This is a genomic window from Streptosporangium sp. NPDC000563, assembly GCF_040299985.1.
In the GTDB taxonomy this organism is placed as follows: Bacteria; Actinomycetota; Actinomycetes; order Streptosporangiales; family Streptosporangiaceae; genus Streptosporangium.
In genome coordinates, this window is record NZ_JBEPDA010000003.1 from 397,503 (window position 1) to 424,037 (window position 26,535).

Sequence of the window (26,535 nt, forward strand, 5' to 3'; positions counted from 1 at the left end):
GGCACGGGTTCCCCCGGGGGAGGCCCGATCCGGGTGGCACGGCGGGGATCCCACCGTCTCTCGCGGCCGATCATCGCGCCCCCACGGGGCCTCGTCGAGGCCCGACGAGGCCCTGCGGGGCTCAGTCGATCAGGGTGCGCCACTCGCGGACCCGGCGGGCGTCGACCGGGTCCGACCAGGACGCCCGCACGGCGCTGCCGACGTGGAAGGCCCGCACGCCGTACTCCATCAGCGCTCCGACGTGGCAGGGCCGCAACCCACCCCCGGCCATGATCAGCGGGCCGTCGCCGGCCTCGCACCGGGTCTTGAGCACCGGCAGCCCGTCCGCCACGCCACCGGGCGCACCCGAGGTGAGCACGGTGGCGAGGTTGGGCAGGAGACGGACGGCACGCCAGCTCGCCTGGATGTCGGCCGCGTGGTCCACCGCCCGGTGGAAGGTCCAGGGCAGCGGCGCGACCGCGTGGATGAGCGTCTCGGTGGCGGCCAGGTCGACCGCTCCCGCCTCGTCGAGGAAGCCGAACACGAACCCGGCCGCGCCCGCGTCGGCGAGGGCCCTGGCAGCGCGGCTCAGGGCCTTCAGCGACTCGGGCGTGGCCAGGAACGACGCCTCCGCGCGCAACATCACCATCTGAGGAAGCGCGCACTTCCTGGAGATCGCCGCGACCGTCTCCACCGCCGGGGTGACCCCGTCGGAGGTCATGTCGGCGACGACCTCCAGGCGATCGGCGCCGCCCGCTTCCGCGGCGACGGCGTCACGCACGTCGAGCGTGATCACCTCAAGTAAGGATCCGGTCATGGATGGAGGTTATCGGATGGTTTTGTCCTGGGATCGCCGTGGTTCAGACATGCTCGGGGACGAACGCTCCGCGCCGGTCCGAGAAGGGCAGCGCGAGGCCGGACGCGCGAGCGCGCAGGCCCCCCGGCCGCTGGAACAGGGCGCCGGAGGCGCGGTGCGGCAGGTCGACCGTGCGGAGATGCGCGAAACGCTGTCCCCGATAGTAGTCCTGCAACCTTGAGTTGTCCTTGGAGCAGTCAAGCCTGAGCCATCTTTTCCCCAAGGCCAGGGCCCGCAGGCCCGCCCAGTCGAGGAGCGCCTCTCCCAGGCCCGTACCGGCGTGGTCGCGCGCCACGGCCAGCTTGTGGACATAGAGCGCCGAGGAGGGATCGTCGTCCCGGCTCCAGAACTCGGGGTCGGCGTGGCCGTCCAGGGCGAGGGTGGCGACGGGTCCGCCCTCCCGGACGTGTCCGTCGTCGGCGTCCAGGTCCGGCCTCTCCTCCTCGGCCTGCCTTTCCAGCAGGTACAGGACCCCCTCGCCGATCAGCGGGGTGATGCGCCCGGCGGGGAAGCCGTCCGCGGGCCACTGCCGCACGCCGCGGCCGTTCAGCCATCCGGCGGTCTCGGCGAGGAGCGCGAGCACTCCGTCGAGGTCACCGTCCGTGGCCCTGCGCAGCGTGAACGGGCGCGTGGCGGTGGGACTGGCGGTGTTCGAGTGCATGGTTCATCCCTTCGTTGCGTTTGGTGCGTGAGATGACACGGAGCGTGACCATGTGATGGCGCACGGCAGCCATGCCGGGCTAGGCGGATGCCTAGGGGTCTGGGGTGAGCGGCGGGGCCGCGCCGGGGAGAGGAGGCGGGGAGAGGCCCAGCGGAACGAGAGGCGCGGGCGGGCGCGGAGAGCGGCGTCTAGCCACCCGGCGGGCGCGACCCTGTGTTCGCCCGCGGCGCGGGCGGAACGGCGGCCGGCCCGTCAGGGCGGTCACGGAGACGTCAACGGCTTTCCAGCTCGTACCGGATCAGGTGCTTGTCCGCGGGCAGGACGGAGACCGCCACGCGCACGGGGGTGTCGTCCTCGTCGTAGCCGACCCGGATGTAGACGACGACCGGCGTGCCGAGCTGGAGCTGGAGTCGTTCGCTCTCGGCGCTGTTGGGCATCCGCGCCCAGATGTCGTCCACCACCCGCACCTGGCGGTGGCCGAGTTCCTCCAGGACCTTGTTCGCCCCGCGCTTGATGTCACCGGGGCGGGTGATCTCGGAGTCCGCGACCAGGGCGAGGGGGAAATAGGAGTCGTTGGTGTTGTACGGCTGGCCGTCCACGAAGCGCAGCCTGCGGCGGACCACGGCGAGCTCCTCGTCGGAGAGCTCCAGCCTGCTGGCGATCTCCTCGGCCGGCTGCACGATCGAGACCTCGATCTCCTGGCTCGGCGCGCGCCCCTCCTGGGAGACGGCCCAGGCGAAGGCCTCCATGGTCTCCTCGCGCCGCGGCTGCAGCTCGCGCTGGGGATGCATGAGCAGCGGGCGGCGTTCCCTCACGACGGTGCCCCTGCGGGGGGTGCGGGTGACCAGGCCCTCGTTCACGAGCTCGCCGAGGGCGAGCCGTACGGTGTTGCGGCTCACCTGGTGCACGAGCATGAGTTCCGCCTCGGTCGGCAGCTGATCTCCCGGTCCGAGCGCACCGGAGTAGATGGTCCTCCGCAGGTCGGAGGCCACCTGTTGATACAGCGTTGACCGTGCCATTAAGTCCCCTTTGTGCCAACAAAACTAGACGATCTGGTTCTAGTGGGGAACAGCCCCTTGACCCAACCTCCCAAGACCCGCATCATCCAATCGTTGGTACAAATCCACCGAAAGGTCTACGAGGGGGTGGAAGCCGGTGCTGTCGGTCCGCACGAACACGCCGCACGCGCCCTGGCGTGAGCCCCGCGAGGCGACGCGTCTGCTGCGTTACGCGTTGCACCGTCAGGGATTCACCCACACCTACCAGAGCAACGGAAACGGCATGTCCGTGCTCTCGGTAATGACCGATCTAACCGTTTGGTGTAAAAACGGGTTGTTTGTCTGGAATGAGGATGGCATCGAGTCGTCCCACCCGGCCGACGACCCGGCGGGAGCGGCCCGTCTCATCTCACGGCACTACCGGCGGCCCACACCCGACGACGACCTCCCGGAGGAGGCGGCGGACCTTTCGGTCCGCGCCTTCGCCGCCACAGGCTCCGAGCGCGACTAGCGGACCGAGGACCCCATCCCTCGCCGGGGTCCTCCGTCGCCGCGCCGGGGGCGGAACGCGTCCTGGCGGGTCCCCCACGCCCGCCAGGGCGCGCTTCCCATCACGGAAACGCGTTCTGACGGAACAGGGACCCGCCGGGACGTGATCGCTCGCCTCCCCTCACCTCCGCCTCCGACGGCGGGCGACCCGCTGGGGCGGAAGACGTGGGACCACGCGAGGGAAGACGATCACCCTCCGTACCGCCTCGGGAGGCCCTGGAGCTGTGGCGGGGACCCGCGCTCGCCGACGCCGCGGACGCCACCTCCGTGCGGGCCCTGGTCCCGCGACCGGAGGAGCGCGGGCTCGGCGCCCCGGAGGACCGCATCGAGGCCGACCCTTCAGCGGGGCGAGCACCGGGCCGCGGTGCCCGAACCGCGGGAACCGGCCCCCGCGGGCGGCGACCACCGCGCATGGCCTCCTCGTACGAGTACGAGGAGGCCATGCGCGAGTACGCGGCGGGATGCCGGGGGCGGGCGACGGGGTGGGCAGGTGGGTGGTCCCCCGAGAGCCGGCTCATGGCCTGGTTCGTCGGCCAGAACCACAAGCTTCCGCCCTGCGTGCCGTGGAAGGGCCTGATCGCCAAGGGCATCCGGCGGACGGCGAACGCCATCACCCCGAAGGACTACGAGCGCCGACCCGGCCGGACCACGCACCGCCGCGAACATTTCCGTTCGCGATGGACTCCGGCCGGGTGAGCCGCTCCGGGATCGTGCGGCGGCAGTGTGGCCTCGTCAGGAGGCGGTGGCGCGGGCGGCGGCGTCGATGAGGTCGGCGACGGCGGCGGGCTGGGAGACGGTGACGGCGTGGGAGGCGTCGATCTCGACGGTCGTCGACCCCGCCCTCTTGGCCATGAAGCGCATGGATTCGGCGGGAATGGCCAGGTCCTGGGTGGTGACCATGGTCCAGGACGGGATGGTCTTCCAGGCAGCCCTGGTCGCCTTGTCCGCCAGCGCGTTCGCTTCGATGGGCCGCTGCGTGGCCGCCATCAGCGCGGCCGTCCCCGGGTCGACGTCGGCGGCGAACACCTCGCGGAACCCGTCCTGCCGGATGTAGAGGTCGGTCCCGGTGCCCCCACCGGCCGCCGGGTACGGCACCTGGTACAGGGCGGGGCCGAGCTCACCGCCGGGGAACCTGGCCGCCAGCTCGCCGGTGCTCTCGCCGACCTCGAGGTTGAAGCTGGCGATGTAGACGAGCGCGACGACGCCGTCGGCGCCGTCGGCGGCCTCGCTCATCACCGATCCGCCGTACGAGTGGCCGGCGATCACGATCGGGCCGGTGAGGCTGTCGAGCACGCTGCGCAGGTAGGCGGCGTCCTCCCGCAGTCCGCGCAGCGGGTTGGCGACGGCGATGACCGGATAGCCGCGGCGCCGGAGGTCGGCCACCACGCCGTTCCAGCTCGCGGACTCGGCGAAGGCGCCGTGGACCAGGACGACGGTGGGCTCGCGGGACGTGGTGCTCATCGGGATTTCCTCTCGATAAGGGGGCGACGGCTGCCGCTCATGAGGGAAATATGCAATATATTGCTAGCACCGTCAACCTCGCGGCCCGGTTTGAAGTTTCCCGCTCGGTGTGCGCAATATATTGCATGCCCATCCCGCACAACACGCCCGCCATCGACCGGCATCTCCTGCGTGACAACGTCTACCAGCGCCTGCGCGACGCCATCGTCGACGGCAGCCTCGCGCCGGGCGAGCAGTTACGCGACGTCGAGCTGGCGGCCTGGCTCGGGGTCAGCCGCACCCCTGTCCGCGAGGCGCTGCTGCGGCTCGCGGAGGCCGGGCTGGTCGTGGCCCAGCCGGGACGCTCCACGACGGTGAGCTCGCTGAACCTGCGCGACATCCGTGAGGCCCGCGACGTGGTGGCGGCGATGCACGAACTCGCCGTCCGTGAGGCGGTGGGCGGTCTCACCGAAGCCGACCTCGACGCGATGCGCGAGGCCAACGACCGGTTCCGCGCGGCGATCGAGCAGGGCGACATCGAGGCGGCCCTGCTCGCCGACGACGAACTGCACGGCATCCCCGTGCGGGTGGCCTCGAACCGGGCCCTGACCTCGGTCCTCGACCAGTTCACGCCGGTGCTGCGCCGCGCCGAGCGGCTGCGCTTCTCCTCGCTGGGCGGGCGTGCATCCCTCACCCGGCACGACAACCTCATCCGGCTCTGTGCCGCCGGAGACGCGGACCAGGCGGCGGCGATCGCCTTCGACACCTGGCACACGCTGCCCGCCACCGAGGAGTGAACATGCCCCTGTCCGATTTCCCCGCCACCGTGGAGCGAGCATGACCCTGTCCGATTTCCCCCGCCACCGGCTGACCTTCGGGCCGAGTCCCGTCCATCCGCTGCCGCGGCTCACCCGGCATCTCGGCGGGGCGTCCATCTGGGCGAAGCGCGAGGACTGCAACTCCGGGCTCGCGTACGGCGGCAACAAGACCCGCAAGCTCGAGTACATCGTCCCCGACGCGCTCGCCCATGGTGCCGACACACTGGTGTCGATCGGCGGATACCAGTCCAACCACACCCGCCAGGTCGCCGCCGTCGCCGCGTCGCTGGGGTTGAAGGCGGTGCTGGTGCAGGAGAACTGGGTCGACTGGCCCGACTCCGTCAACGACCGGGTCGGCAACATCATGCTGAGCCGGATCATGGGCGCCGAGGTCAGGCTCGACCCGGCCGGCTTCGGCATCGGCTTCAAGGACTCGTGGAACCGGGCGATCGAGGACGTGAAGGCGCGCGGCGGCACGCCGTACCCGATCCCGGCGGGCGCCTCCGACCACCGGCTCGGCGGACTCGGGTTCGCGAACTGGGCGTACGAGGTGGCGGAGCAGGAACGCGAGCTGGGCGTCTTCTTCGACACCGTCGTGGTCTGCGCGGTCACCGGCTCGACCCAGGCCGGCATGATCGCCGGGTTCGCCGCCCTGGAGGAGGCCGGCGGCCGGCCACGCCGGGTGATCGGGATCGACGCGAGCGCGAAGCTCGAGGAGACCCGCGACCAGGTGGCCCGGATCGCGAGGGCCACCGCCGAGCTCATCGGCGTCGGCCGCCCCCTGAGAGAGGACGAGATCACCATCCTCGACGGGTGGGCGGGCGACCTGTACGGGATCCCCGTCCGGTCGACCCTGGACGCGATCCGGCTCACCGGTGAGCTGGAAGGCGTGATCATCGACCCGGTCTACGAGGGCAAGTCGATGGCCGGCCTGATCGACCTCGTCACCGGCGGGGAGATCCCCCGTGACTCCACCGTCCTGTACGCCCACCTGGGCGGCCAGCCGGCGCTGAACGCCTACAGCGCCCTGTTCACCCACACGGGCCCGGTCACCTGACCCCGCTCACGGCTCGCGCTCGGACGTCTCCTCGACGTCGTGGACCGCGCGGCTCAGCTGAGGCCGCCGTTGGCCTGGAGGTTCTGGCCGGTGAGCCAGCGGCCGTCGGGTCCCACCAGAAAGGCCACGACGTCCGCGATGTCCGAGGGCGCGCCGAGGCGGGAGAGCGGGGTGAGCGCGGCGATCTCGGTCAGGACCTTCTCCGGGTTGGTACCGCGCAGCAGGTCGGTGTCCGTCGCGCCCGGGGAGACCGTGTTGACGGTGATGCCCCGCCCGCCGAGCTCGCGGGCCGCGACGGCGGTCAGCTGTTCGAGCGCGCCCTTGCTCGCCGCGTAGGGGGCGATACCGGCTGCGGGGCGGACGGTGTTGAGAGTGGAGATGTTGACGATGCGGCCGCCGTCGCGCATGTGCCTCGCGGCGTACCGGATGGTGAGGAAGGCGGCCTTGGCGTTGACCGCCATGGCGCGGTCGTACAGTTTCTCGCTGGTCTCCGCGATGGAGATCGGGGTGAAGCTCAGCGCGGCGTTGTTCACCAGGATGTCGAGGCCGCCGAGGACCTGCCCGGCGGTCTCCATCAGCCACTCCGCGGCGCCGCGCCTGGCGAGGTCCACCTGGACGGCGCGGGCGCTGCCGCCCGCCTCCTTGACGGTCTCCTCTACCTCGCTCGCGGACACGGCGGCGTTCGCGTAGCCGAAGACGACGTCCGCCCCGTCGCGGGCGAGGCGCTCCACGATCGCCCGGCCGATGCCCCTGGACCCCCCGGTGACCACCGCCGTCCTGCCTTCGAGCACCGCCATACCGGCCTCCGCCTCTCCCGTGAACTCCACGACCGTGCCTTCGCGTCCGCTCCCCGTCCGCGCCCCTCGGCTTCCCGCGAATCTATGATCAACCGGCGTGCCTGTCGATGTCTCTCCGCCTTTCGGACAGCCGTGCCGGAGCCCGCGCACCGGATGGGAGCGGGAGCGGTTCCCTGGCGCGTTCCAGATCCGTAATACTCCGGCCCTGGCGGAATTTCGGTCCCGCGACCTAATCTGCCCACCATGACCACCGATGGGCGCTCGGCGCGCATTCTCGACGTCCTCATCACCGAGTTCGGTGACTCCATGAAGCGCGACCCCGCCGCCTTCCGGCGCAAGTTCCGGAAGATGGCCGCCTCGCCCTTCGCCTTCTACCGGGGCAGCGCCTGCCTGTTCTACGCGGACATGACCGGCGAGTTCGCCGACGACACCTTCCTCGACGACCAGACGCGACGCGTCTGGATCCACGGCGACCTGCACGCCGAGAACTTCGGCACCTACATGAACGCCTCGGGCGTCCTGGTGTTCAACGTCAACGACTTCGACGAGGCCTACGTCGGCCCGTACATCTGGGACCTGCGGCGGTTCGCGGCCAGCGTCGCGCTCATCGGGTACGCCAAGGCGCTGTCGGACGACGTCATCGGTGAGCTGGTGACCGGGTTCGCCCACTCCTACCTCTCCGAGTTGCACGGCATCTCGGAGGGCGGGGACGACGCGATCGGCTCGCTCACCCTGGAGACCACCACCGGCGTGCTGCACCGGGTGCTGCAGCACGCACGGCTGAACACCCGGGTGGCGCTGCTGGAGCTGGAGACCACCATCGAGAACTTCGACCGCAGGTTCGCCGTCATGGACGGCCGCTACCCGGTGGACCAGGAGACTCGCGAGGCGGTGGAGGTGGCCTTCCGCGACTATCTGACGACCCTTCCCACGGTCTCCGAGATCGAGCACACGATCAAGGACTTCGCGCTGCGCACCGGCATCGGGATCGGCTCGGCCGGGCTGCCCTCGTACAACATGCTTCTTGAGGGCCACACCCAGGCCCTGGAGAACGACGTCATCCTCTACATGAAGCAGGCCCAGGTGCCGGCCGTCGCGCGGTACATCACCGACGAGAAGGTGCACGGCTACTTCAAACACCAGGGCCACCGCACCGCGGAGTCACAGCGGGCCCTGCAGGCGTACGCCGACCCGTGGCTCGGCTACACCACGCTGAACGGCGTCGGCCAGATGGTCGCCGAGGTCTCCCCCTACTCCGCCGACCTGGACTGGGGCGACGTCAACGAGCCGGACGAACTGTCCTCGGTCATCCGCGACCTGGGCCGGGCCGTGGCCAGGATGCACTCGGTGGCCGACGACGAGTCCAGCCACGACCTGGTCGACTTCTCCACCGAGGACGCGATCGTGGCCGTGATCGACGGCGACACCGAAGGCTTCACCCGCGGCCTCGTCGAGTTCGCCCACACCTACGGGGCGCGGGCGAGGGCCGACCACGGTCTCTTCGTCGACCTGTTCAGGAACGGCCGCCTCCCCGGTCTGTGACCTCTCCCGGTCACCGTCTCCCGTTTTCGACCTCCACCCCTCGGCGGGCCTCGGCGTGGTGGCAGGCGACCTGGGCCTCGGCCGAGGAGGGCAGGACGGGCAGCGGCCGTGACGCGCACAACCCGTCGACCCCCGCCTCGGCCGCCGCGCCCGAGGCGAGGACCTGGCAGCGCGGATGGAAGCGGCAGCCCGGCGGGACGCGGGTCGGGTCCGGTGGCTCGCCGCCCAGCACCACGGGTGACGGCGACTCCGGCAGGACCGAGAGCAACGCCTGGGTGTACGGGTGCGACGGCGCGGTGAGGATCCGTTCCACGGGTCCGGCCTCGACGATCCTGCCGAGATACATCACCGCGACGCGGTCGGCGATGTTCCAGGCGAGCCCGAGATCGTGGGTGACGACCAGCGCCGACAGGCCGAACTCGTCGCGGAGGCGGAGCAGCAGGGCGAGGATCTCGCCGCGCACCGACGCGTCCAGCGAGGCCACCGGCTCGTCGGCGACCAGCACCCTGGGCTCCAGCGCGAGGGCTCCCGCGATGACGACGCGCTGGCGCTGGCCGCCGGACAGCTCGTGCGGGTAGCGGCCGAAGAACCGTTCGGGGGGTCGCAGCCCGGCGCGCGACAGCGCGGAGGCGACCCGGTCCGCCTCCGCGGGCAGCCGGTGGATGCGCGGCCCCTCGGCCACCGCCTCGTAGACGGTGTGCCGGGGGTTGAGCGATCCCGTGGGGTCCTGGAGAACGAGTTGCACCTCGCGCCGATGGGCCCGCAGCGCGCGTGAGGAGTAGGCGAGCGGCGTCCCGCCGTACCGGACCGACCCCGAGGCGGGCCGCTCCAGGCCGAGCAGGGTGCGGGCCAGCGTCGTCTTGCCGCAGCCGGACTCGCCGACCAGCGCGACGATCTCCCCCTCGCCCACGGCGAGGTTCACCCCGTCCACCGCGCGGGCGCGGCGCCCGCGCGAGGCGAACTCCACGCGCAGGTCCCGCGCTTCGAGCAGGGTCATCGGGCCTCCTCGGGAACGCCGTGGACACACGCGTCGCGCGGGATCATCGGGCCTCCTCGGGAACACGGGACGCGGACGAAGAACTCCGCGCCCCGCGTTTCCGGCGGGGTCATCGGGTCTCCTCGGGGACGTGGACGCACGCGGCGGTGTGCGGCACCTCGGCGCCACCCGGTCCGGTACGGCCCACGACCCTGAGCTCGACCGGCTCCGACGCGCACGAGACGAGCGAGACCGGGCAGCGGGGATGGAAGGAGCACCCCGCGGGCAGGTGGGCCGGGTCGGGCGGGTCACCGCCCAGCCCTCTCGGCGCCATCCTGGAGGCGGGGTCGCCGACGGTGGGGAACGCCTCGGCCAGCGCGTGGCCGTAGGGGTGCCTCGCGTCCAGGAAGACCTCGCGCGAGGGACCGGACTCGACCACGCGGCCCGCGTACATCACCGCCAGCCGGTCGCACGTCGCGGCGAGGACCGAGAGGTCGTGGGAGATCATGATGAGGCCGATCCCGTGTTCGGCGATGAGCGAGCGGATGAGCGAGAGCACCTGCGCCTGGATCATCACGTCCAGCGCCGTGGTCGGCTCGTCGGCGACGATCAGGCGCGGGGAGCAGGCGAGCGCCATGGCGATCATCACGCGCTGGCGCTGCCCGCCGGACAGCTCGTGCGGGTAGCCGCGCGCCCGCCAGGCGGGCAGGCCGACCTGTTCCAGCAGTTCCGTCGTCCTGCGCCGCGCCGCCGCGCCGGTCGCCATGCCGTGCACCCGCAGCGGCTCGGCGATCTGGTCGCCGATCCTGCGCACCGGGTTCAGGGCGTGCTGTGCCCCCTGGAAGACCAGGGAGGCCGACGCCCACCGGACCGCGCGCAGCCGCCCCCAGCTCATCGTGAGCACGTCCTCGCCGTCCAGCAGGATCTCCCCGGACACCAGCGCGTTCTTCGGCAGCAGCCGCAGCAGCGACATGGCGAGCGTCGACTTGCCAGAACCCGACTCACCCGCCACGCCGAGGGCCTCGCCCTCCGCCAGTCCGAGCGAGACCCCGCGCACCGCGGGGACGTCTCCGGTCGCGCTCCGGTAGGTCACCGCCACGTCGCGCAGTTCGAGCAGGCTCACGAGACCTCCGGAGACCATCGGTCGAGTACGGTCACGAGACCCCCCGAAGACGTGGGTTGAGTACGGTCTCCAGAGCGCGCCCGCAGAGGGTGAACGCCAGGACGACCAGGATGATGCACAGACCCGGCGGCAGCACGTACCACCAGGCGCCCGAGGTGGCCGCGCCCCAGTCGTAGGAGGCGCGCAGCATGCCGCCCCACGACACCTGGCCGGAGTCGGCGCCGAGGAAGGCGAGGGTGGACTCGGTGACGATCGCGCCGGCGACCGTGAGGGTGGTGTTCGCCAGGACCAGCGGGGCGACGTTCGGCAGCACGTGCCGGGTCATCACGTGCCAGTGCCCGGCGCCCAGCGCCCTGGACCTCTCGATGTAGGGCCTCGCCTCGACCGCGAGCGTCTGCGCCCGGATCAGCCTCGCCGTGGAGGCCCACGAGGTCACCCCGATCGCCAGGATGATCGTGGAGGTGCCGCCGCCGAGTACGGCCGCGAGCACCAGGGCGAGGACCAGGGCGGGCAGCACCAGGAACCAGTCGGTGACACGCATCAGCACGGCCGAGACCCAGCCGCGGAAGTGCCCGGACGCGATGCCGAAGACCGTACCGATCACCATGCTGAGCAGCGCGGACATGAACCCGATGAGCAGCGAGACCCGCGCGCCCCACAGGAGCATGAGCAGGACCGAGCGACCGGACTCGTCGGTGCCGAGCGGGAAGCCCGCGCTCGGCGGAGCCATCTTGGCGCCCGTCGCCCTGGTCACGTCCAGGCCGGACGGGTCGGTGACCAGCGGCGTGACGAGGGCCGCCAGGACGGCGACCAGCAGGATCGCCGCGCCGTACAACCCGGCCCTGTCGCGGCCGTACGCGCGGCGGAACCGCGCGAACGCGGCGCGGCGGCGCGTCCTGGCGATCGCGCGCCGAGTCGCGGAGTCGTCATCGGCGGTTCGCGACGTCATGGCGGCTCCCTCGGCGGTTACCGGTGAGGCCGCCTCGCCTGCCCGCTTGCCGCTCGTGTCCCTCGTGTCCTCCTTTTTCGTGCTCACGCCGACCTCACCCTCGGATCCAGGACGTGGTAGACCACGTCGGCCAGCGTGTTCATGACGATCACCGCGACGCAGACGAGCATGAAGGTCCCCTGCATGACCGCGTAGTCGGGTCCCCTGATCGCCTCGACGAACAGCAGGCCGAGACCGGGCCAGGAGTAGACGAACTCCACCGAGACCGCGCCGCCGACCACGAAGCCGATCTGCATGAACACCAGGGTCACCGTCGGCAGCAGCGCGTTCGGCACCGCGTGGCGCCGCCGCACGTCGTCGTCGCGCAACCCCTTGGCGCGGGCGGTGGTCACGTAGTCCTGGCCGATCTCGTCCAGCAGCGAGGAGCGCATGACCAGCAGGTACTGCGCGTAGACGACGGCGACCAGGGTGAGGCACGGCAGCACCAGGTGGTGGGCGACGTGCAGGAGGTAGAGCGGCCCGTCGGGCGCGTCGACGTCCCGCATGCCCCGGGTGGGGAACAGGCCGGGTATCGGGCCCGCCCCCGCGGCGAGGACCATGAGCAGCAGCAGCCCCAGCCAGAAGGTCGGCACCGACCACAGGGTGAGCGCGGTTCCCGTGGAGAGGCGGTCGAACCGCCCTCCGTGCCGCCAGGCGGCCCTCGTGCCCTGCCACATGCCCAGGCCGACCGCGACGGCGAGCCCGGTGCCCACCAGCAGCAGTGTGGGCCCCACCCGCTCGCCGATGAGTTCGGCGACCGGCCTGCGGTACTCGTACGAGGTGCCGAGGTCCAGCCGCAGGGTTCGCAGCACGAAGTCCAGGAACTGCTCGCCCAGCGGCCGGTCCAGGCCCATCTGCCGTCTGAGCAGGGCGAGCTGGTCGGGGGTGACGGGCACGTCGCGGGTGTAGGCGATGGTCGGGTCGCCGGGGATCAGGCGGAACAGGAAGAACGTCGCGACGATCACCAGCCCGATGCCGAGCAGCGCCCCGCCGAGCTTGCCCAGCGCGTAGCGGACCACGGCCCGGCGGGCACCGCCCTCCTCGATGCCGTCCCTCATCCCCTGCGGTGTTGTGAGCATCGGCCGCTACTCGCGGTCGTCGACGGAGGCTCGGCGGCGCCGCAGGAGGAAAACCCCGGCGCCGAGAGCCAGTACGACGGCCGCCGCGACGGCCACCACGGTGCCGGTTCCCGAACCGCTCCCTGCCGGGGCGGCGACGCGCTCCACCGCACGCAGCGAGTAGACCGGCCAGTAGCTGCTCCCGCCGTACAGGATGCCCCTGTCCTCGGGGATCGGGGTGATGGCGGCGATCCGGTCCTTGCGGTAGCCCTCCAGGTTGTTGGGATAGTAGAGCGCGACGACGGGGGCCTCGGTGTAGAGCCGCTCCTGCATCCGCTTGATCAGCTCGACCCTGGCGGCCCGATCGAGTTCGGCCAGCTGGGCCTGGTAGAGCCGCTCGTACTCCTTGTCACAGAAGAACGACTCGGTGCCGCCGCCCTGGCCGCTCGCGGTGGGCCTGCGGCTGCACAGGTGGGTGGCGAGGACCTCCTCCGGGTCCGGGTTGACCGACCAGCCGCTGATCGCGATGTCGTAGAGGGCCGTGCTGCCCGTCTCCTCGGTGAACTTGTTGGAGTCGAGCTTGCGGGTGGTGACCTGAATGCCGATGTCCTTCAGCCAGCCGGTGAGGAACTGGGCGATCTTGTCCTCGACGGGTTCGTCGGTGTGGATGCTGAAGCGCATCTCCAGCCTGCGTCCGCCGTCGGGCATGGTGCGGATGCCGTCCGCGCCCTTGGGGTAGCCGGCTTCGTCGAGGATGCGGTTGGCCTCCGCCAGGTCGAAGGCGACGGCCGCCTCGCCCTCGGCCTTCCAGAAGAACTCCTGGTACATCGGCGGGACGATCGAACCGTCCGCGGGTACGGCGAGACCGTTCTGCGCCTGCTCGACGAGGGTCTTCTTGTCGATCGCGTGGTGGATGGCCCGGCGCACCCTGACGTCCTTCAGCGCGGGGTGCCCGTCGCCGATCGGCTCGCCGTCGGCCGTCGCGGCGCCCGGGTTGAACTGCAGGTAGGCGGCCCGGCGGCCCTGGGTGTTCCACTGCGTGATGTTCGCGTCGTTCGCGAGGGCCTGGAACTGCGGGCCCTGCAGGCGGCCGATCCAGTCGATGTCGCCCTTCTTCAGACCGGCGATCGCCGCCTCGGGATTCTCGTAGAAGACGACGTGCAGCTCGTCGATGCCGGGAGCGCCGCGCCAGTACGACGGGTTGGCCTTGAGCCTCACATAGGCGTTCTTCCTGTGCTCGACGGCGATGTAGGGGCCGCTGCCGACGGCGGGATAGGTCTCGTTCTCGTAGGTGCCGATGTCGGGGACGCTCTCCCAGACGTGCTTGGGCATGATCGGGATCGGCAGCTCCAGCATCGATGCCTGAGGCTTTTTGGTGGTGATGACCAGGGTCCGGTCGTCGGACGCGGTCACGGTGTCGAAGTTCTCCACGGCGGGGCCGTTGGCCGTCTTGGCCCCGTCATCCGTCATGATCTTGTTGAAGGTCCACGCGGCGTCCTGGGCGGTGACGGGCCTGCCGTCCGACCAGGTGGCTCCGGCACGCATGGTGAAGGTCCAGGTCAGCTTGTCCGGTGAGGTCTCCCACGACTCGGCGAGGTCCGGGCTGGGCTTCAGGGTCTTGGAGTCGGGCACCGTGAGGAAGCCGTACATCCAGCGGTGAATCGACGTGGAGACCACCCGGACCGCCAGGAACGGGTTCATCGAGTCCACGCTCTGCGTCGCGCCCAGCCGGACGATCCTCTTCTGCGGCTGTGGCTGCGACTGCGACGCCCGCGCGGCGGAGAGAGTGAGGGGCTGGGGAGAGGGAGGGCGTTCAGGAGGTGGGGGGAAGTGCCTTGGAGACGACGGGAGGTGCACCGGGAGTTCCGGGGGTTCCGGGGGTGAGGCGTGCGCCATGGGAAGTGCCGTTGTCGAGAGTGCCATTGACAGTCCCAGGCTCAGCGCCGCCAGGCGCGCACCCCTTCTGAGCATGCCGTACCCACCTCCGGATCGGTGACTCCCTGACAACGAAGGCACACCATACAAACAGTGCGTGTCAACGGGCGGTGGAAGATTGTTTCACTCTCGTTTTATTTGGCGACATTATTTTTCAGATTCCCTGGGACGAATGCCGACAAAAGGGATTTTCATTCGAGAAAAGGGCGGCCGATGCGCTGCACCGACCGGCTGGTATGGACGAGGTCGGCGGGGTACGGCATGCTGCGGAACATGACTCTGTTCTCGGTGGAAGGCAAGACGGTCGTCGTCACCGGCGGATCCCGGGGAATCGGCCGGATGATCGCGTCCGGGTTCGTCGACGCGGGGGCCACGGTCTACATCTCCTCGCGCAAGGCGGCCGAGGTCGGCAAGACGGCCGCCGAGCTGGGGTGCACCGCGATATCCGCCGACCTGTCCACGCAGGAGGGGGTGTCCACGCTGTTCGAGGCGGTCGCGGAGCGGGAGTCGCGGCTCGACGTGCTGGTCAACAACGCCGGGGCGACCTGGGGAGCGCCGCTGGAGGAGTATCCCGAGCACGCCTTCGACAAGCTCTGGGGGATCAACGTCAAGGGCGTGTTCCACCTCACCCAGCGGTTCCTGCCGCTGCTGCGCGCCGCCGCGAGCCCGGAGGACCCGGCCAGGGTCATCAACATCGGCTCGGTGGACGGGCTCCGGGTCCCGGCGATGGAGAACTACGCCTACTCTGCGGCGAAGGCGGCCGTGCACATGCTCACCCGGCACCTGGCCCAGCGGCTCGCGGGAGAGTCGATCACGGTCAACGCGATCGCTCCCGGGCCGTTCGAGTCGAAGATGATGGCCTTCGCGCTCGACGACCCGGCGATGCGCGCGGCCGTCGCCTCGCACGTCCCGCTGGGCAGGATCGGCAGCCCGGAGGACATGGCCGGCACCGCGATCTTCCTGTCCTCACGCGCCGGCGCCTACCTCACCGGGACCGTGATCCCCGTCGACGGCGGCATCTCCGGCTGCGCGTAGTTTTTGTCAGATCGCCTTGGCCAGGGCGGTCGCCAGGTTCGCGGCGGCGTCGGGCGCGTAGCACAGGAACAGGTAGGGCTCGGCGAGCTCGATCTCGATGAGCGCCGGGCTGCCGTCGGCCAGCCGGACCAGGTCCACCCGGGCGTAGAGCAGTTCGGGAAACTCGCCGAGCACCTGCTCGGCGAGCGCGAACTGATCGGGATCGGGGGTGCGGAGCTCCCCGTGACCGTCGCCCTGTCCCGGCCTGGTGGCGTTCTCGGTCAGCATCGGGCTGCGCCGGACGGCGTGGCTGAACCGGCCGCCGAAGTAGAGCAGCGAGGTCTCCCCCTCGCCCTCGACCATGTCCAGGTACGGCTGGATCATCGCGGTCCGGCCGTTGGCGGCCAGCTTGGCGGCATGCTCCTCGGCCAGTGCACGGTCCGTGGTCCTGATCGTGTCGCGGGCTCCGGCCGAGATCGACGGCTTGACCACGTACTCGTCGAGGTGCGGGAGGTCCGCGGTCTCGCCGGGCGCGACCCAGGAGGTGGGGATGATCGGCGCCTTCAGGTCTTTCAGATAGACCTTGTCGGTGTTGCGTTCCAGCACGGCGGCCGGGTTGAGCAGCCGGGTGACGGACTCCACGTGGCGCGCCCAGTCGAGGAATTCCGTACGCCTCGTCACGTAGTCCCAGGCGGTGCGGACCACGACGGCGTCGAACGCGGCCCAGTCGACCTCGGGGTCGTCCCAGCGCACGATGTGACCGGTGATCCCTTGATCGGCCCAGGCGGCGACGGCGATTCCCTTCTCGTCATCGACCTTGTCCGGATCCGTGAAGGTCACGTACGCCACGGAAGCAGGCATGGGGTATCCCCTTATGTCAGTATCAATTGGACATAAGGCACCTTACCTATGGCCGTGTTGTCGGCTGCGGGCCGGTCTGGGTCGTGTTCTTGGGTGGCGGGTGGGTTGGGTGTGCGCTGCGGCTGTTTTCCGGCTGATCCGAGGTGCGCGCTCCGGTGGGCGGGTGCTCCGGCCGGCCGTCTCAGTTGCTCCCCGGTGTTTCAGGCCTCCGGCCTGCTCGGGCGCGACGGTTGCGGGCTTTTATACGCCGGCCGGAGCACCCACCCACCTCCGCGCTCCCCCACCCCGCCGTACCGCGTGCGGACCGTAGTCGCTCACTCTCCGGCCGCCCAGTGCCCTCTCCGATGCTGAAGCCCTCACGACGGGACCACCCAGAGTCGACCGCCGTAGCTGACGCGTGTCTCACGCACCACTTCAGGGTCGATCAGGTACGGGCAACATGGTCGATGTCGTCGGAGCAGGCGAAAGACGCAGACCGGACCGGCCCGCTGTGGAACTTTGGTTGCGCTATGGCCTACGCGCCGTTTTTCAGGTCGGTCACGAATGCCGCCCAGGTGTTACGGGCGAAGACGAGCTTGGGGCCTTCGTGGTCCTTGGAATCCCTGACGGCCACTGCATCACCCAGGTCCGCGACTTCGACGCAGTCTCCGTTGCCTCCGCTGAGCGAACTCTTTCGCCACACGGCTTTGGTCGGGTCTACCGGGTCGGACATCGCACGGCCCTTCCGCTGGACACTCACACCAGGTTGTTTGACGCGTTCATCAGCATAACCGCCGTATCCGCCGGACTGAGTGCCGCTGCTCTGAGGTAGTCGAACACCCCGACGTAGCGCCGGGTTCCCCCGGTAGTCCGGCAGGCAATGCGCCGTCGAGTCCGGCGCTCGTGCCCCTTGTGAGGCAAGGGGCACGTCTTGCGGGGGCGCCGACTGCGGTCCCTGGCCGGGCTAACCCGCAGGCGATGTCTGTCCTCCGAACCGGCCTGTCCCTAGAGCCGGTCTCGGTAACCGCTCGAATCACGGATTGGCCCGGACTCAGGCGCCGGCGCCGCCGTCCACCGGCACGATCGCGCCGGTCACCATCGAGGCCCGGTCGCTGAGCAGCCACGCCGCCACCTCGGCGACCTCGCGAGGCTCGGCCATCCGGCCGAGCGGGATGCTCGCGTTGATGCGCTCGACGACACCCGGGGACACCGCCTCCCACTCGTCGATCATCTGCGTCGCGGTGCCGCCGGGGGTGATGCCGTTCACGCGGACCCCCTGCCGTCCCCAGGTCACGGCGGCGGTCTCGGTGATGCTGTTGAGCGCGCGCTTCATCGCGCCGTACGCGGGGAGTTCCGGGTTCGCGCGGCGGCTGCCGATGCTCGATGTGTTGACGATCGCCCCGCCACCGCCCCGGCGCATGAGCGTGGCCTCGGCTGTCATCGCGGTCCAGTGCGCGCGGAAGTTCACCGCGAACTGTTCCTCGATGTCCTCGTCGCTCGTCGTGTCGAGCGGTCCAGGCTGCTGGATCGCCGCGCCGTTGTTGAACGCGCCGTCGAGCCGGCCGTGCAGCTTCTCGACGTGGTCGACCGCCGCGCGGATGCTCGCCCGGTCGGCGAGGTCCACTGTCACGGCGTCCGCGACGCCGCCGTCGGCGCGGACCTCGGTGACGATCCGCTGGAGGGCATCGGCGCTGCGGGCGGCGAGCACGACGGCGGCCCCCTCGGAGGCGAAGAGCCGGGCCGCGGCCGCCCCGATGCCGCGGCTGGCGCCGGTGATGAACACGACCTTGCCGGTGAGCAGGCCGATGGGTGCGATGTCGATGGTGTTCGTCATGACGGCAGTGTCAGGTCGGCCACCAGGTCGGATACAGGCACAGGCAGTACCAGGATCGGCCGCCGCGCGGCGTGCAGACTGGGAGTCATGGACAAGCAGGAGCTCGGAGCCTTCCTCCGGAGCCGCCGCGAGCGACTCCAGCCGCGTGACGTCGGCCTGCCCTCGGGCTCGCGACGCCGGACACCGGGTCTTCGCCGCGAGGAGGTGGCGGTCCTCGCGCACATCTCCACGGAGTACTACGTCCGGCTTGAGCAGGGCAGGGCACCGCGCCCGTCCGGCGAGGTCCTCTCCGGGATCGCCGGCGCGCTGCGGCTGACCGACGCCGAGTCCGATCACCTTCACGTCCTGGCGGGCACCGCGCCAAGCCGTAGCGGACTGCACCGGCGCGACGTCCGCCCGAGCATCCTCGCGCTCCTCGAACGGCTGCCGCAGACGGCCGCTTTCGTGACATCCGCCGTGTTCGAGGTACTCGCGTGGAACGACCTCATGGCCGCGCTCATGGAGGACTTCTCCGCGCTCGACCCCAAGGACCGCAACCTCGCGCGCAAGGCGTTTTTCGGATCGGCGCGCGCCGACGCGGCGCTGTACGGGGTCTCCGACGCCACGGAGTTCCGGCACCACGTCGTCATGGGACTTCGATCCGCCCTCGCCCGGTACCCGTCCGACCCCGCGGTGATCGAACTCGTCGACGAGCTCCGCGACGGCAGCCCCGAGTTCGCCCGGCTCTGGGAGCGGCACGACGTGCAGGCCGCGCCGACGCTCACGAAGACCTTCCGGCACCCGGTCGTCGGAGAGGTCACCGTCGACTGCGACTCGCTCACGCTCGCCGACCGTGACCAGAACCTCGTGCTCTACAGCGCGCCGCCGGGATCCCGTGACGCCGAGATTCTCGCCCTTCTGAATGTATTGGGAGCCGAGAGCTTCAACGCGAGCAGATAGCGCAGATGACTCTGACGAAGCCGGAAGTCCAGGCGTTCGTTCGGTGTGCACGGTCGACCTCCTGTCAGCTCTTGGGAGGAGGCGCGGCGTCTGGTCGAGGCTCGCCGATTCCCGCTCGACAAAGGTCGGGTGTCACGGCTCCAGGTGGGTGCGGTCGAGGTCGGCCAGCCGGTCGGGGTCGGAGAGGATGTCGATCGCGGCGATCCTGCCGTCGGAGACGGTGAAGCTCATAACGGAGATCAACCGGTCGTCGATGGTGTTGACCAGGCCTGCGAGGCCGTTGACGAGGACGGGATGAGTGGCGGCGCTGGTGGCCATGCGTTGGAAGGTGGCGAGTTGTCCGGCCACGGCCGCGACGCCGCGGATGACCTTCATGCCGGTGAGCGGGCCGGCGTCGGCGCGAAGCACCACGTCGGGGTCGAGGATGGACACCAGCGCGGTGAAGTCGCCGCCACGTGCGGCGGCGAGGAAGGCGTCCACCACTCGTCGCTGACCGCTCAGGTCGGGGTCGGGCTTCGGGGCCGTGTCACGAACGCGCCGGCGGGCGCGGCTGGCGAGCTTCTTGGCCGTCGCCGGCGTACGGTCCACGATGGGCGCGATCTGCTCGAACGGCAGCCCGAAGACGTCGTGGAGCACGAACGCGAGCCGTTCGGCCGGGGTGAGGGACTCCAGCACGACCAGCAGCGCCAGGCCCACCGAGTCGGCCAGCAGCACTTCCCGCTCCGGGTCGGCGGCATCCGCGCGGCTGATCACCGGATCGGGCATACGCCCCTCCAGCGACTCCTCACGCCGGGACCTGCGGGCGCGGAGCATGTCCAGGCAGACACGGCCGACCACCGTGGTCAGCCAGCCACCGAGATTGCCGATGTCACCCGAGTCGGAACGCGCCAGCCTCAGCCATGCCTCCTGGACCGCGTCCTCGGCCTCGCTCAGCGAGCCGAGCATCCGGTAGGCGACCGCCTTCAGGTGAGGGCGGTGCTCCTGGAACCGGTCGGCCAGAAATTCATGGGGAGTCATGGTCGTGTTCCTCTCGTCTCGGTCATGTCAGATCGCTGACGCGGCGGAGCGGTGAAAGGTGACCGCGAACGTACCCGGTCACCTTCGCCCCGTGCGATCCGTCAGAGCGGCGTTCCACCATTCGAATCCGGAAGGAAAGCCCACTGTGACCACCGAGTCGCGTCTGCCCAACCCCGTCCTGCTCGTTCCCGAACTCAAGGACGTCGGCGGCGCCCTGTACAGGGCGATCGGGAACGGCACGGTCCCGCCGACCACCATCGGCCTGGTGCAGCTGCGCGTCGGCCAGATCGTCGGCAGCACGTACCTGACCGTCCTGCACACCGGCAACCTCCGCGAGACCGGCGCCACCGAGGAGAGCATCGCCGCCGTGGCCTCCTGGCGGGACGCCCTCTGTTTCACCGATGCCGAACGCGTCGCGCTGGAACTGGCCGAATCCGTGCTCACCCCGAACCTGTCGGGTGAGCGCGTCTCCGACGAGCTGTACGCCCGGGCGTCCGAGCAGTATGACGACAAGGCGCTCGCCACGCTCATCATGGCCATCGGCCAGGTCTGCTTCTTCCTCCCCCTCGCCCTCATCGGCAAGCCGCTGCCGGGGGTGTCCGCGGCGGAGCAGTGGAGGCGGTGAGGGCCGATCCCGCGTCTATCCGGTGCTGAAACCGGTTGCGCGGGACGGGTGGGCCGGGGTCGGTGTGTCCGCGGTGGACGAGCCTCCGTCAGCTCCGATCGTCGGCCCTGGCCGTCAGCCCACGGTCAGTCCTCGGGAGGCGAGGATCAGGGCGGCCTGGGTAGGGCTGACGATCGCTCCGCGCAGTGATCGGAGCCGGGTGTCGTCGACCTCGCCGAGGTCGGCGCCGCGCAGGTCCGTCTTGGTGAAGACCGTCTCGACGGTGCGGGCGCCGATCATGCGGCAGTCCTCGAACACGCTCTTGGTGAAGTCACAGCCCGACAGGTTGGCGTCGTCGAAGCGGACGCCCCGCAGGTGGAGACCTCGCATCGAGCAGCCGGTGAGGTCGGCCAGCGCCAGGTTGGAGCCGTCGAACCGGTAGCCGGTGCCCCGGCAGGAGGAGAGCACCGCGCCGATCATGCGGCAACCGGTGAAGGTGACGTCGGTGAGCAGGGCCAGCTCGAAGCGCGCGCCCGACAGGTCGACGTCGGTGAAGGTCGCGTCGACCAGCTCGGCGTTCGTGAACCTGAGCCCCGCTCCCCCACCGCCGGAGAAGCGCGCCCCGTCCAGGTCCGCACGGCGGAAGTCGGCCCGCTCCAGCACGCACTTCTCGAACGAGGCCTCCACCAGCGACGCCCCGGCGAGGTCCGCGCCGGTGAGATCGCACTCCCTGAACACGTAGGGTCCTTCACCGGTCAGATGATCGCTGAGCGAGAGCCCCGCCAGATCGACCCCGTGGATCTCGCGTTGCTCTGTCAGCAACCGTGCCGCATTCATGCCGCGATTCAAGCAGCCCCCACCGACAGAATTCTCCCCACCGTCTGGGAGACCACCACGCTCCCGAATACCTCATGCTCCGGGAGGCCGCTGTGGTCCAGGAGACCCCGCGAGTCCGGGGTCCCCGCGTTCCGTTCCGGGGCCGTCGTGGTCGGTGGGAGCGCTCCCGCTCAGGCCGTGCCTGGATCCCCGGCGAGGAGTTCGGCGGCGGCCTGGCCGCAGACGCGGGAGGCGCCGTGGGTCGCGATGTGGACGGCGCCGAGGTCGGAGCGGCCCGGCAGTCCCATCTCGACCACGACCGCGTCGGCGCGGGCGGCCAGCAGGTGCAGGAGCGCGTCGGCCTGCCAGGGGTGGCGGTGGGCGTCGCGGACGACCACGACGAGGGGGCGCTCGGCCGCCGCGGCGAGTGCGGCCTCGACGGCGCCTCCGGTGGCGCCGGAGGCGGTGAGCCGGGTGACCGTGGTGCCGGGGAGGAGCTTGCCGAGCGGCTCCCCGACGCCCCACGGGGTGTCCTTCTCGATGGCGAGGTTCATCTCGGGGGCGAGCTCGACGACGTGCGGCGGTGCGGACAGGGGGATGGGCGCGGTCGCGGAGCGGCGGGTGATCCGCAGGGCTCGCCGGGCGGCGGTCAGGCCGATCGACGGGGTGCCGGAGCCCGCCGACGCGCTCCGGTGGGCGGCCGTGGTCCAGAGGGCGAGTTCGCAGACGCGCCGGGAGGCGTCGGCGAGCCGCTCCTCGGAGAGCCTGCCCTCGATCACGGCGTCCACGATCGCGTCGCGGATCCCGATCGCGGTCTCCTCGTCGGCGTGCTCGCCGCCCACGCAGATCGCGTCGGCACCCGCGGCGACGGCGAGGACCGAGGCGCCGCCGATGCCGTAGGGGCCGGAGACGGCGGCCATCTCGATGCCGTCGGTGACGACGACGCCCTCGAAGCCCAGCTCGACCCTGAGCAGGTCGTGCAGGACCGGGCGGCTGAGGGTGGCGGGCATCGCGGGGTCCAGGGCGGAGACGAGCAGGTGCCCGGTCATGACCGTGCGTACTCCCTGCTCGACGGCGGCACGGAAGGGCCGCAGCGCCACCGCGCGCAGTTCCTCGGGGGTGGCGGCGACGAGCGGCACGCCGTGGTGGGAGTCGACGGAGGTGTCTCCGTGGCCGGGGAAGTGCTTGGCGCAGGCCGCCACTCCCGCCGACTGCATGCCGCGGATCCAGGCCACGGTGTGTCTGGCGACGAGGTCGGGGTCCGCGCCGAAGGAGCGCAGGCCGATGACCGGGTTGTCGGGGTTGGAGTTCACGTCCGCCGAGGGGGCGAAGTTGAGGTTGACGCCGGCGAGGGCGAGGTCGCGGCCGAGGTCGGCGGCGAGTTCCTCGGTGAGGTCGGTGTCGTCGACCACGCCGAGGGCGAAGTTGCCAGGGCGGGTGCTCCCGCCCGTGGCCTCCAGGCGGGTGACCTCGCCGGACTCCTCGTCGATGCCGACGAGGACCTGGGGGTTCTCCCCTCGGAGTACGGCGGTGAGCTCGGCGACCTGGGAGGGGGTGGCGATGTTCCTGGAGAAGAGCACCACTCCGGCCAGTCCCTCGCCGATCCGGCGCCGGATCCAGTCCGGCGGCGATTTGCCCTCGAACCCGGGAAAGACGACCGTCTCCGCCAGACGGAGCAGCTCTGGGCCGCGCTTCATTCACCCCTCCTCGCCTGACGACCGGTCGGCGTTCCTGCCGGGAACGCGCAGGCACCACGTTGTCACCGGACCCCCGGGGAAAGCGCTCCCACGGCGGCTCTGCGCAAATCTAATAGGAAAGTTTCCTAATTGCTAGTGGGCTGACCATAGGGCTTCCGCTCAGGATTTTGCGGATCGCGACGATGGACGAGCCGAAGGTCCGCTGATAGGCGGGCGGAGAACGAGAGGTCCCGCGCCCGGCGGGACCCGTCCGGCGACAAATGCGGTGAGCGTTCGGTCGCGGGAGATAACCGGGATGAGCTGGCGCGTTCCGGTGAACAAGCGATTGCGCAAGGGCTCATAATGGGGGCGTGAACACGCGAAAGAACTCCGGCGGCGCGACCACGACCCCGGTCAGGCGCCAGAGCGGGACCAGACGCGCGGCCACATCGGGCCCCGCCTCGGAGCGCCGTGACCATCTCGTCAAACTCGCCGCCGAGCTCTTCGCCCGCAAGGGCTTCCAGGCGACGACCGTCCGGGAGATCGCGGAAGAGGCGGGCATCCTGTCCGGAAGCCTCTATCACCACTTCGACTCCAAGGAGACGATCGTCGACGAGGTGCTCACCACCTTCCTCGACGACCTCGTCGGCCGCTACCGCGCCGCCCTGGACCGCGACGGCGACCCCCGCACGATCCTCTCAGAGATGGTGCGCATCGGGTTCGGCACGCTGGAGCCCCACCGCGCGGCGATCACCGTCATGCAGAACGACTGGAGTTACCTGAGGTCGCTCCCCGGCGACCGCTTCGACTACCTGGTCAGGGCCGAGGAGGAGGTCGAGCGCATGTGGGTCGGGCAGATCAAGCTCGGCCAGGCCGCCGGCCTGCTCCGCGCGGACGTCGACCCCAAGCTCACCTACCGCATGATCCGCGACACCATCTGGGTGACGGTGCGCTGGTTCCGCCCGGGGGGCCGTCTCAACACCGCGGGCCTCGCCGAGCACTACATCACCATCCTGTTCGACGGCCTGGCGACCGGCGAGCGAAGTAGCCAGAACGAATAACGCCCACGGAACCGGCGCGGCGGGCGGCGCGGCCTGTGAGAATCAAGCGTCCGCGAAGCGAACGGGAAGTGGTGGGCAGCGTGGAGATTCTGCAGAAGGCCGTACGAATGGCGCTCACCGACGTGGCCGATCCCGCCAAGGCTCCGGTGATGCAGACCTACATGAGGTCGTCGATGCCGTTCCTCGGCGTGCAGGCCGCGCCCCGCCGCGCCGCGCTGAAGCGGGTCTTCGCCGACTATCCCGTCGACGAGGCGTCCACATGGCGAGAGGCGACGCTGACCCTGTGGCGCGGGGCCGAATACCGCGAGGAGCGCTACGCGGCGATCGAGCTGACCGGTTTCCGCCTCTACCGCTCCTTCCAGACGCTCGACGCGCTGCCGATGTACGAGGAGATGATCGTCACCGGAGCCTGGTGGGACTACGTCGACGAGCTCGCCGTCCACCGCGTCGGCGGCCTGCTCGCGGCCTTCCCCGACACCATGCGCCCCCTCATGCTCCGCTGGGCCCGCGGCACCGACCTGTGGAAGCGCCGCACGGCCATCCTCAGCCAGAACCGCTTCAAGTCCGCCACCGACACCGGCCTGCTGTACGCCTGCATCGAGCCGAGCCTGTCCGACAACGACTTCTTCGCCCGCAAGGCGATCGGCTGGGCCCTGCGCGAGTACGCCAAGACCAATCCCGACGAGGTCGTCCGCTACGTCGACCACACCCGCATCAGCGGCCTGAGCCGCCGCGAGGCCCTGAAAAACCTCCCCAACCGATAGACCCGATACGCGCTGTCATGGCTCTCCTGGGAAGACCGCGCCCCATGTTGCCCAAGCCCGAATATGCCTGCTTCACGGCAGAACGACGATGTCGATGATCACTTTCGGGGGACCGACCCCTGCGGAAAGAGATCGAGCTTCGACACGAGACGTTCGCAGAAGTCAATGATCTCAGCGGTCCACGCGGTCGCCTCGTCGAGTTCGGCGCCGGTGACCGCCTCGCTGGGCTGGCCGGAGTATTCGAGGACATTCCTTCTTCGCCGCATATGATCGAGTCGACGGAGCGAAGCACCTTCCCTGGTCTGCCCGAACTGGGCCGTGACAGCCTCCCTGAGTGCGATGTGGCCACCGGCAGACGTGGCACGCAGGCCCTGGGCTTGCTGATGCCTTCCTCGCGGCGTCGTAGCAGAGGGTGTAGGCACCGTCGGGATCGGTGTCACGGATCAACTCCACCGATTCGAGATGGCTTCGCGCCGATTCGAGCATCGACTCGGCCATGTGATCGGCCAGGGGAACCCGTTGGAGCTCACGATCGTCGAGAAGCTTGCGGATCGCGGCTTCCCCGATGGTCCACTGCACTGCCGAGTTCCCCCTAGACCTCCACGGTTACCGTCGGCCCGTTCGCGATCTCGCGGAGCAGACCTTCGTCGCCAGACTCCCACGCGGATACGCTCCGTAACACCGGATTCACGGAAATGCCCAGACGGCGCTCGGCTCGCTCCGCCGCGTCATAGACGTCCCCCCGGGAGGGGGAGCCGATGACCAGGAGGTCGACGTCATTGGGCTGAGGGCCGGAGTGTCCGTGATAACGCGCGGCCCAGGAGCCGAAGATGACGAGCCGCTCGATGCCCGCCACCGACGCGAACTCCTCAGCGATGATCGCGGGAGGACCGAAGGTGACGGCCAGCAGTTGCGCCAGTGGCCGTGAGGCGGCGGCCTCGGCGTTGGCTCTGACAAGCCGCGCCCTGCCGATTCTGCGCTCCCTGAGGAGACCGGCGCGCACGAGGCGATGCACCTCCCGCTGGACCGTGGGAAGCGGAGAACCGAGGAGGTCGGCCAGATCGGTGATCGTGAATTCTTCGTCGGCGGCCAGGAACAGGCGTGTCAGAAGGCGGGCCTGAAGAGGTGATCGGAAGATGGGCATGAGTTCGGGAGCTGATGCTCTCATATAGTTGACGATAACTCTCGTTATA

General features: G+C 70.3%; 28 protein-coding genes. 10 read left to right on the forward strand and 18 right to left on the reverse strand.

The genetic code is table 11. From position 1 onward, the window contains the following. Positions 1 to 121: 121 nt before the first annotated feature. From ABT352_RS12465 to ABT352_RS12475, 3 genes are all read right to left on the reverse strand, one after another. Positions 122 to 796, reverse strand: a complete 675-nt coding sequence (locus ABT352_RS12465; protein WP_350944725.1) for a copper homeostasis protein CutC — start codon at positions 794 to 796, stop codon at positions 122 to 124. Between the two features lie 43 nt (positions 797 to 839). Next, the gene (locus ABT352_RS12470; RefSeq protein WP_350944726.1) at positions 840 to 1,496 is read right to left on the reverse strand and encodes a GNAT family N-acetyltransferase; all 657 of its coding nucleotides are present in this window, start codon (positions 1,494 to 1,496) and stop codon (positions 840 to 842) included. Between the two features lie 272 nt (positions 1,497 to 1,768). Then, positions 1,769 to 2,515, reverse strand: coding sequence for a GntR family transcriptional regulator (locus ABT352_RS12475; protein WP_350944727.1), 747 nt, complete (start codon positions 2,513 to 2,515; stop codon positions 1,769 to 1,771). A 136-nt stretch (positions 2,516 to 2,651) separates the two neighbouring features. Here ABT352_RS12475 and ABT352_RS12480 point away from each other — a divergent pair, with 136 nt between their 5' ends. After that, a complete protein-coding gene (locus tag ABT352_RS12480; protein ID WP_350944728.1) occupies positions 2,652 to 3,005 on the forward strand; it encodes a hypothetical protein in 354 nt (117 codons plus the stop codon). A gap of 203 nt (positions 3,006 to 3,208) precedes the next feature. Continuing rightward, positions 3,209 to 3,739, forward strand: coding sequence for a BTAD domain-containing putative transcriptional regulator (locus tag ABT352_RS12485; RefSeq protein WP_350944729.1), 531 nt, complete (start codon positions 3,209 to 3,211; stop codon positions 3,737 to 3,739). Between the two features lie 36 nt (positions 3,740 to 3,775). Here ABT352_RS12485 and ABT352_RS12490 read toward each other — a convergent pair whose 3' ends face one another. Continuing rightward, a complete protein-coding gene (locus ABT352_RS12490; protein WP_350944731.1) occupies positions 3,776 to 4,504 on the reverse strand; it encodes an alpha/beta fold hydrolase in 729 nt (242 codons plus the stop codon). Between the two features lie 125 nt (positions 4,505 to 4,629). On the opposite strand from ABT352_RS12490, the gene ABT352_RS12495 reads away from it, so the two are divergent. Then, entirely contained in the window at positions 4,630 to 5,280 is a 651-nt protein-coding gene (locus ABT352_RS12495) for a GntR family transcriptional regulator (RefSeq protein ID WP_350944733.1), read from the forward strand. Between the two features lie 40 nt (positions 5,281 to 5,320). Continuing rightward, positions 5,321 to 6,358, forward strand: coding sequence for a 1-aminocyclopropane-1-carboxylate deaminase (locus ABT352_RS12500; RefSeq protein WP_350944735.1), 1,038 nt, complete (start codon positions 5,321 to 5,323; stop codon positions 6,356 to 6,358). 53 nt (positions 6,359 to 6,411) lie between these two features. Here ABT352_RS12500 and ABT352_RS12505 read toward each other — a convergent pair whose 3' ends face one another. Further along, the gene (locus ABT352_RS12505) at positions 6,412 to 7,185 is read right to left on the reverse strand and encodes an SDR family oxidoreductase (RefSeq protein WP_350944737.1); all 774 of its coding nucleotides are present in this window, start codon (positions 7,183 to 7,185) and stop codon (positions 6,412 to 6,414) included. A 213-nt stretch (positions 7,186 to 7,398) separates the two neighbouring features. Here ABT352_RS12505 and ABT352_RS12510 point away from each other — a divergent pair, with 213 nt between their 5' ends. Further along, positions 7,399 to 8,697, forward strand: coding sequence for a DUF2252 domain-containing protein (locus ABT352_RS12510; RefSeq protein ID WP_350944739.1), 1,299 nt, complete (start codon positions 7,399 to 7,401; stop codon positions 8,695 to 8,697). A gap of 10 nt (positions 8,698 to 8,707) precedes the next feature. On the opposite strand, the gene ABT352_RS12515 is transcribed toward ABT352_RS12510, so the two are convergent. The 5 genes from ABT352_RS12515 to ABT352_RS12535 form a co-directional block, all read right to left on the reverse strand. Continuing rightward, positions 8,708 to 9,694 (reverse strand): ABC transporter ATP-binding protein, encoded by a 987-nt coding sequence (locus ABT352_RS12515; RefSeq protein WP_350944741.1) that lies wholly within the window; start codon positions 9,692 to 9,694, stop codon positions 8,708 to 8,710. A 109-nt stretch (positions 9,695 to 9,803) separates the two neighbouring features. After that, positions 9,804 to 10,814 (reverse strand): ABC transporter ATP-binding protein, encoded by a 1,011-nt coding sequence (locus tag ABT352_RS12520; protein WP_350944742.1) that lies wholly within the window; start codon positions 10,812 to 10,814, stop codon positions 9,804 to 9,806. Positions 10,815 to 10,827: 13 nt separating this feature from the next. After that, positions 10,828 to 11,745, reverse strand: coding sequence for an ABC transporter permease (locus ABT352_RS12525; protein WP_350944743.1), 918 nt, complete (start codon positions 11,743 to 11,745; stop codon positions 10,828 to 10,830). An 83-nt stretch (positions 11,746 to 11,828) separates the two neighbouring features. Beyond that, positions 11,829 to 12,863 carry an ABC transporter permease gene (locus ABT352_RS12530; RefSeq protein WP_350944745.1) on the reverse strand — a complete coding sequence of 345 codons (1,035 nt, stop codon included), beginning with the start codon at positions 12,861 to 12,863 and terminating at the stop codon, positions 11,829 to 11,831. 6 nt (positions 12,864 to 12,869) lie between these two features. Beyond that, on the reverse strand, positions 12,870 to 14,543 hold the full coding sequence (locus ABT352_RS12535) for an ABC transporter substrate-binding protein (RefSeq protein ID WP_350944746.1): 1,674 nt from the start codon (positions 14,541 to 14,543) through the stop codon (positions 12,870 to 12,872). A 507-nt stretch (positions 14,544 to 15,050) separates the two neighbouring features. Here ABT352_RS12535 and ABT352_RS12540 point away from each other — a divergent pair. After that, positions 15,051 to 15,812, forward strand: coding sequence for an SDR family oxidoreductase (locus ABT352_RS12540; protein WP_350944748.1), 762 nt, complete (start codon positions 15,051 to 15,053; stop codon positions 15,810 to 15,812). Between the two features lie 6 nt (positions 15,813 to 15,818). Here ABT352_RS12540 and ABT352_RS12545 read toward each other — a convergent pair whose 3' ends face one another. The 3 genes from ABT352_RS12545 to ABT352_RS12555 form a co-directional block, all read right to left on the reverse strand. Next, complete coding sequence (locus tag ABT352_RS12545; protein ID WP_350944749.1) at positions 15,819 to 16,652, reverse strand: ATP-grasp domain-containing protein; 834 nt, start codon at positions 16,650 to 16,652, stop codon at positions 15,819 to 15,821. A gap of 514 nt (positions 16,653 to 17,166) precedes the next feature. Then, entirely contained in the window at positions 17,167 to 17,364 is a 198-nt protein-coding gene (locus ABT352_RS12550) for a DUF397 domain-containing protein (protein ID WP_350944751.1), read from the reverse strand. A gap of 318 nt (positions 17,365 to 17,682) precedes the next feature. After that, positions 17,683 to 18,465, reverse strand: coding sequence for an SDR family NAD(P)-dependent oxidoreductase (locus tag ABT352_RS12555; protein ID WP_350944753.1), 783 nt, complete (start codon positions 18,463 to 18,465; stop codon positions 17,683 to 17,685). An 87-nt stretch (positions 18,466 to 18,552) separates the two neighbouring features. On the opposite strand from ABT352_RS12555, the gene ABT352_RS12560 reads away from it, so the two are divergent. Beyond that, positions 18,553 to 19,404: a helix-turn-helix transcriptional regulator gene (locus tag ABT352_RS12560; RefSeq protein WP_350944754.1), complete on the forward strand. Its 852-nt coding sequence runs from the start codon at positions 18,553 to 18,555 to the stop codon at positions 19,402 to 19,404. Positions 19,405 to 19,536: 132 nt separating this feature from the next. Here ABT352_RS12560 and sigJ read toward each other — a convergent pair whose 3' ends face one another. After that, positions 19,537 to 20,421, reverse strand: a complete 885-nt coding sequence (sigJ, locus tag ABT352_RS12565) for an RNA polymerase sigma factor SigJ (RefSeq protein WP_350944755.1) — start codon at positions 20,419 to 20,421, stop codon at positions 19,537 to 19,539. 145 nt (positions 20,422 to 20,566) lie between these two features. Between sigJ and ABT352_RS12570 the strand changes: the two genes are divergently transcribed. Next, complete coding sequence (locus ABT352_RS12570; protein ID WP_350944757.1) at positions 20,567 to 21,046, forward strand: carboxymuconolactone decarboxylase family protein; 480 nt, start codon at positions 20,567 to 20,569, stop codon at positions 21,044 to 21,046. A gap of 114 nt (positions 21,047 to 21,160) precedes the next feature. Here the strand turns inward: ABT352_RS12570 and ABT352_RS12575 are convergent, their stop codons facing one another. Further along, a complete protein-coding gene (locus ABT352_RS12575; protein ID WP_350944759.1) occupies positions 21,161 to 21,862 on the reverse strand; it encodes a pentapeptide repeat-containing protein in 702 nt (233 codons plus the stop codon). 170 nt (positions 21,863 to 22,032) lie between these two features. Next, positions 22,033 to 23,538, reverse strand: coding sequence for a glycoside hydrolase family 3 protein (locus ABT352_RS12580; RefSeq protein ID WP_350944760.1), 1,506 nt, complete (start codon positions 23,536 to 23,538; stop codon positions 22,033 to 22,035). 350 nt (positions 23,539 to 23,888) lie between these two features. Here ABT352_RS12580 and ABT352_RS12585 point away from each other — a divergent pair, with 350 nt between their 5' ends. Next, on the forward strand, positions 23,889 to 24,578 hold the full coding sequence (locus ABT352_RS12585) for a TetR/AcrR family transcriptional regulator (RefSeq protein WP_350944762.1): 690 nt from the start codon (positions 23,889 to 23,891) through the stop codon (positions 24,576 to 24,578). Between the two features lie 80 nt (positions 24,579 to 24,658). Continuing rightward, positions 24,659 to 25,342 carry a DNA alkylation repair protein gene (locus ABT352_RS12590; RefSeq protein WP_350944764.1) on the forward strand — a complete coding sequence of 228 codons (684 nt, stop codon included), beginning with the start codon at positions 24,659 to 24,661 and terminating at the stop codon, positions 25,340 to 25,342. Between the two features lie 98 nt (positions 25,343 to 25,440). On the opposite strand, the gene ABT352_RS12595 is transcribed toward ABT352_RS12590, so the two are convergent. Both ABT352_RS12595 and ABT352_RS12600 read right to left on the reverse strand, forming a co-directional pair. Beyond that, positions 25,441 to 25,608: a hypothetical protein gene (locus ABT352_RS12595; protein WP_350944765.1), complete on the reverse strand. Its 168-nt coding sequence runs from the start codon at positions 25,606 to 25,608 to the stop codon at positions 25,441 to 25,443. A gap of 326 nt (positions 25,609 to 25,934) precedes the next feature. Further along, positions 25,935 to 26,510, reverse strand: a complete 576-nt coding sequence (locus ABT352_RS12600) for a helix-turn-helix domain-containing protein (RefSeq protein WP_350944766.1) — start codon at positions 26,508 to 26,510, stop codon at positions 25,935 to 25,937. Positions 26,511 to 26,535 lie beyond the last annotated feature (25 nt).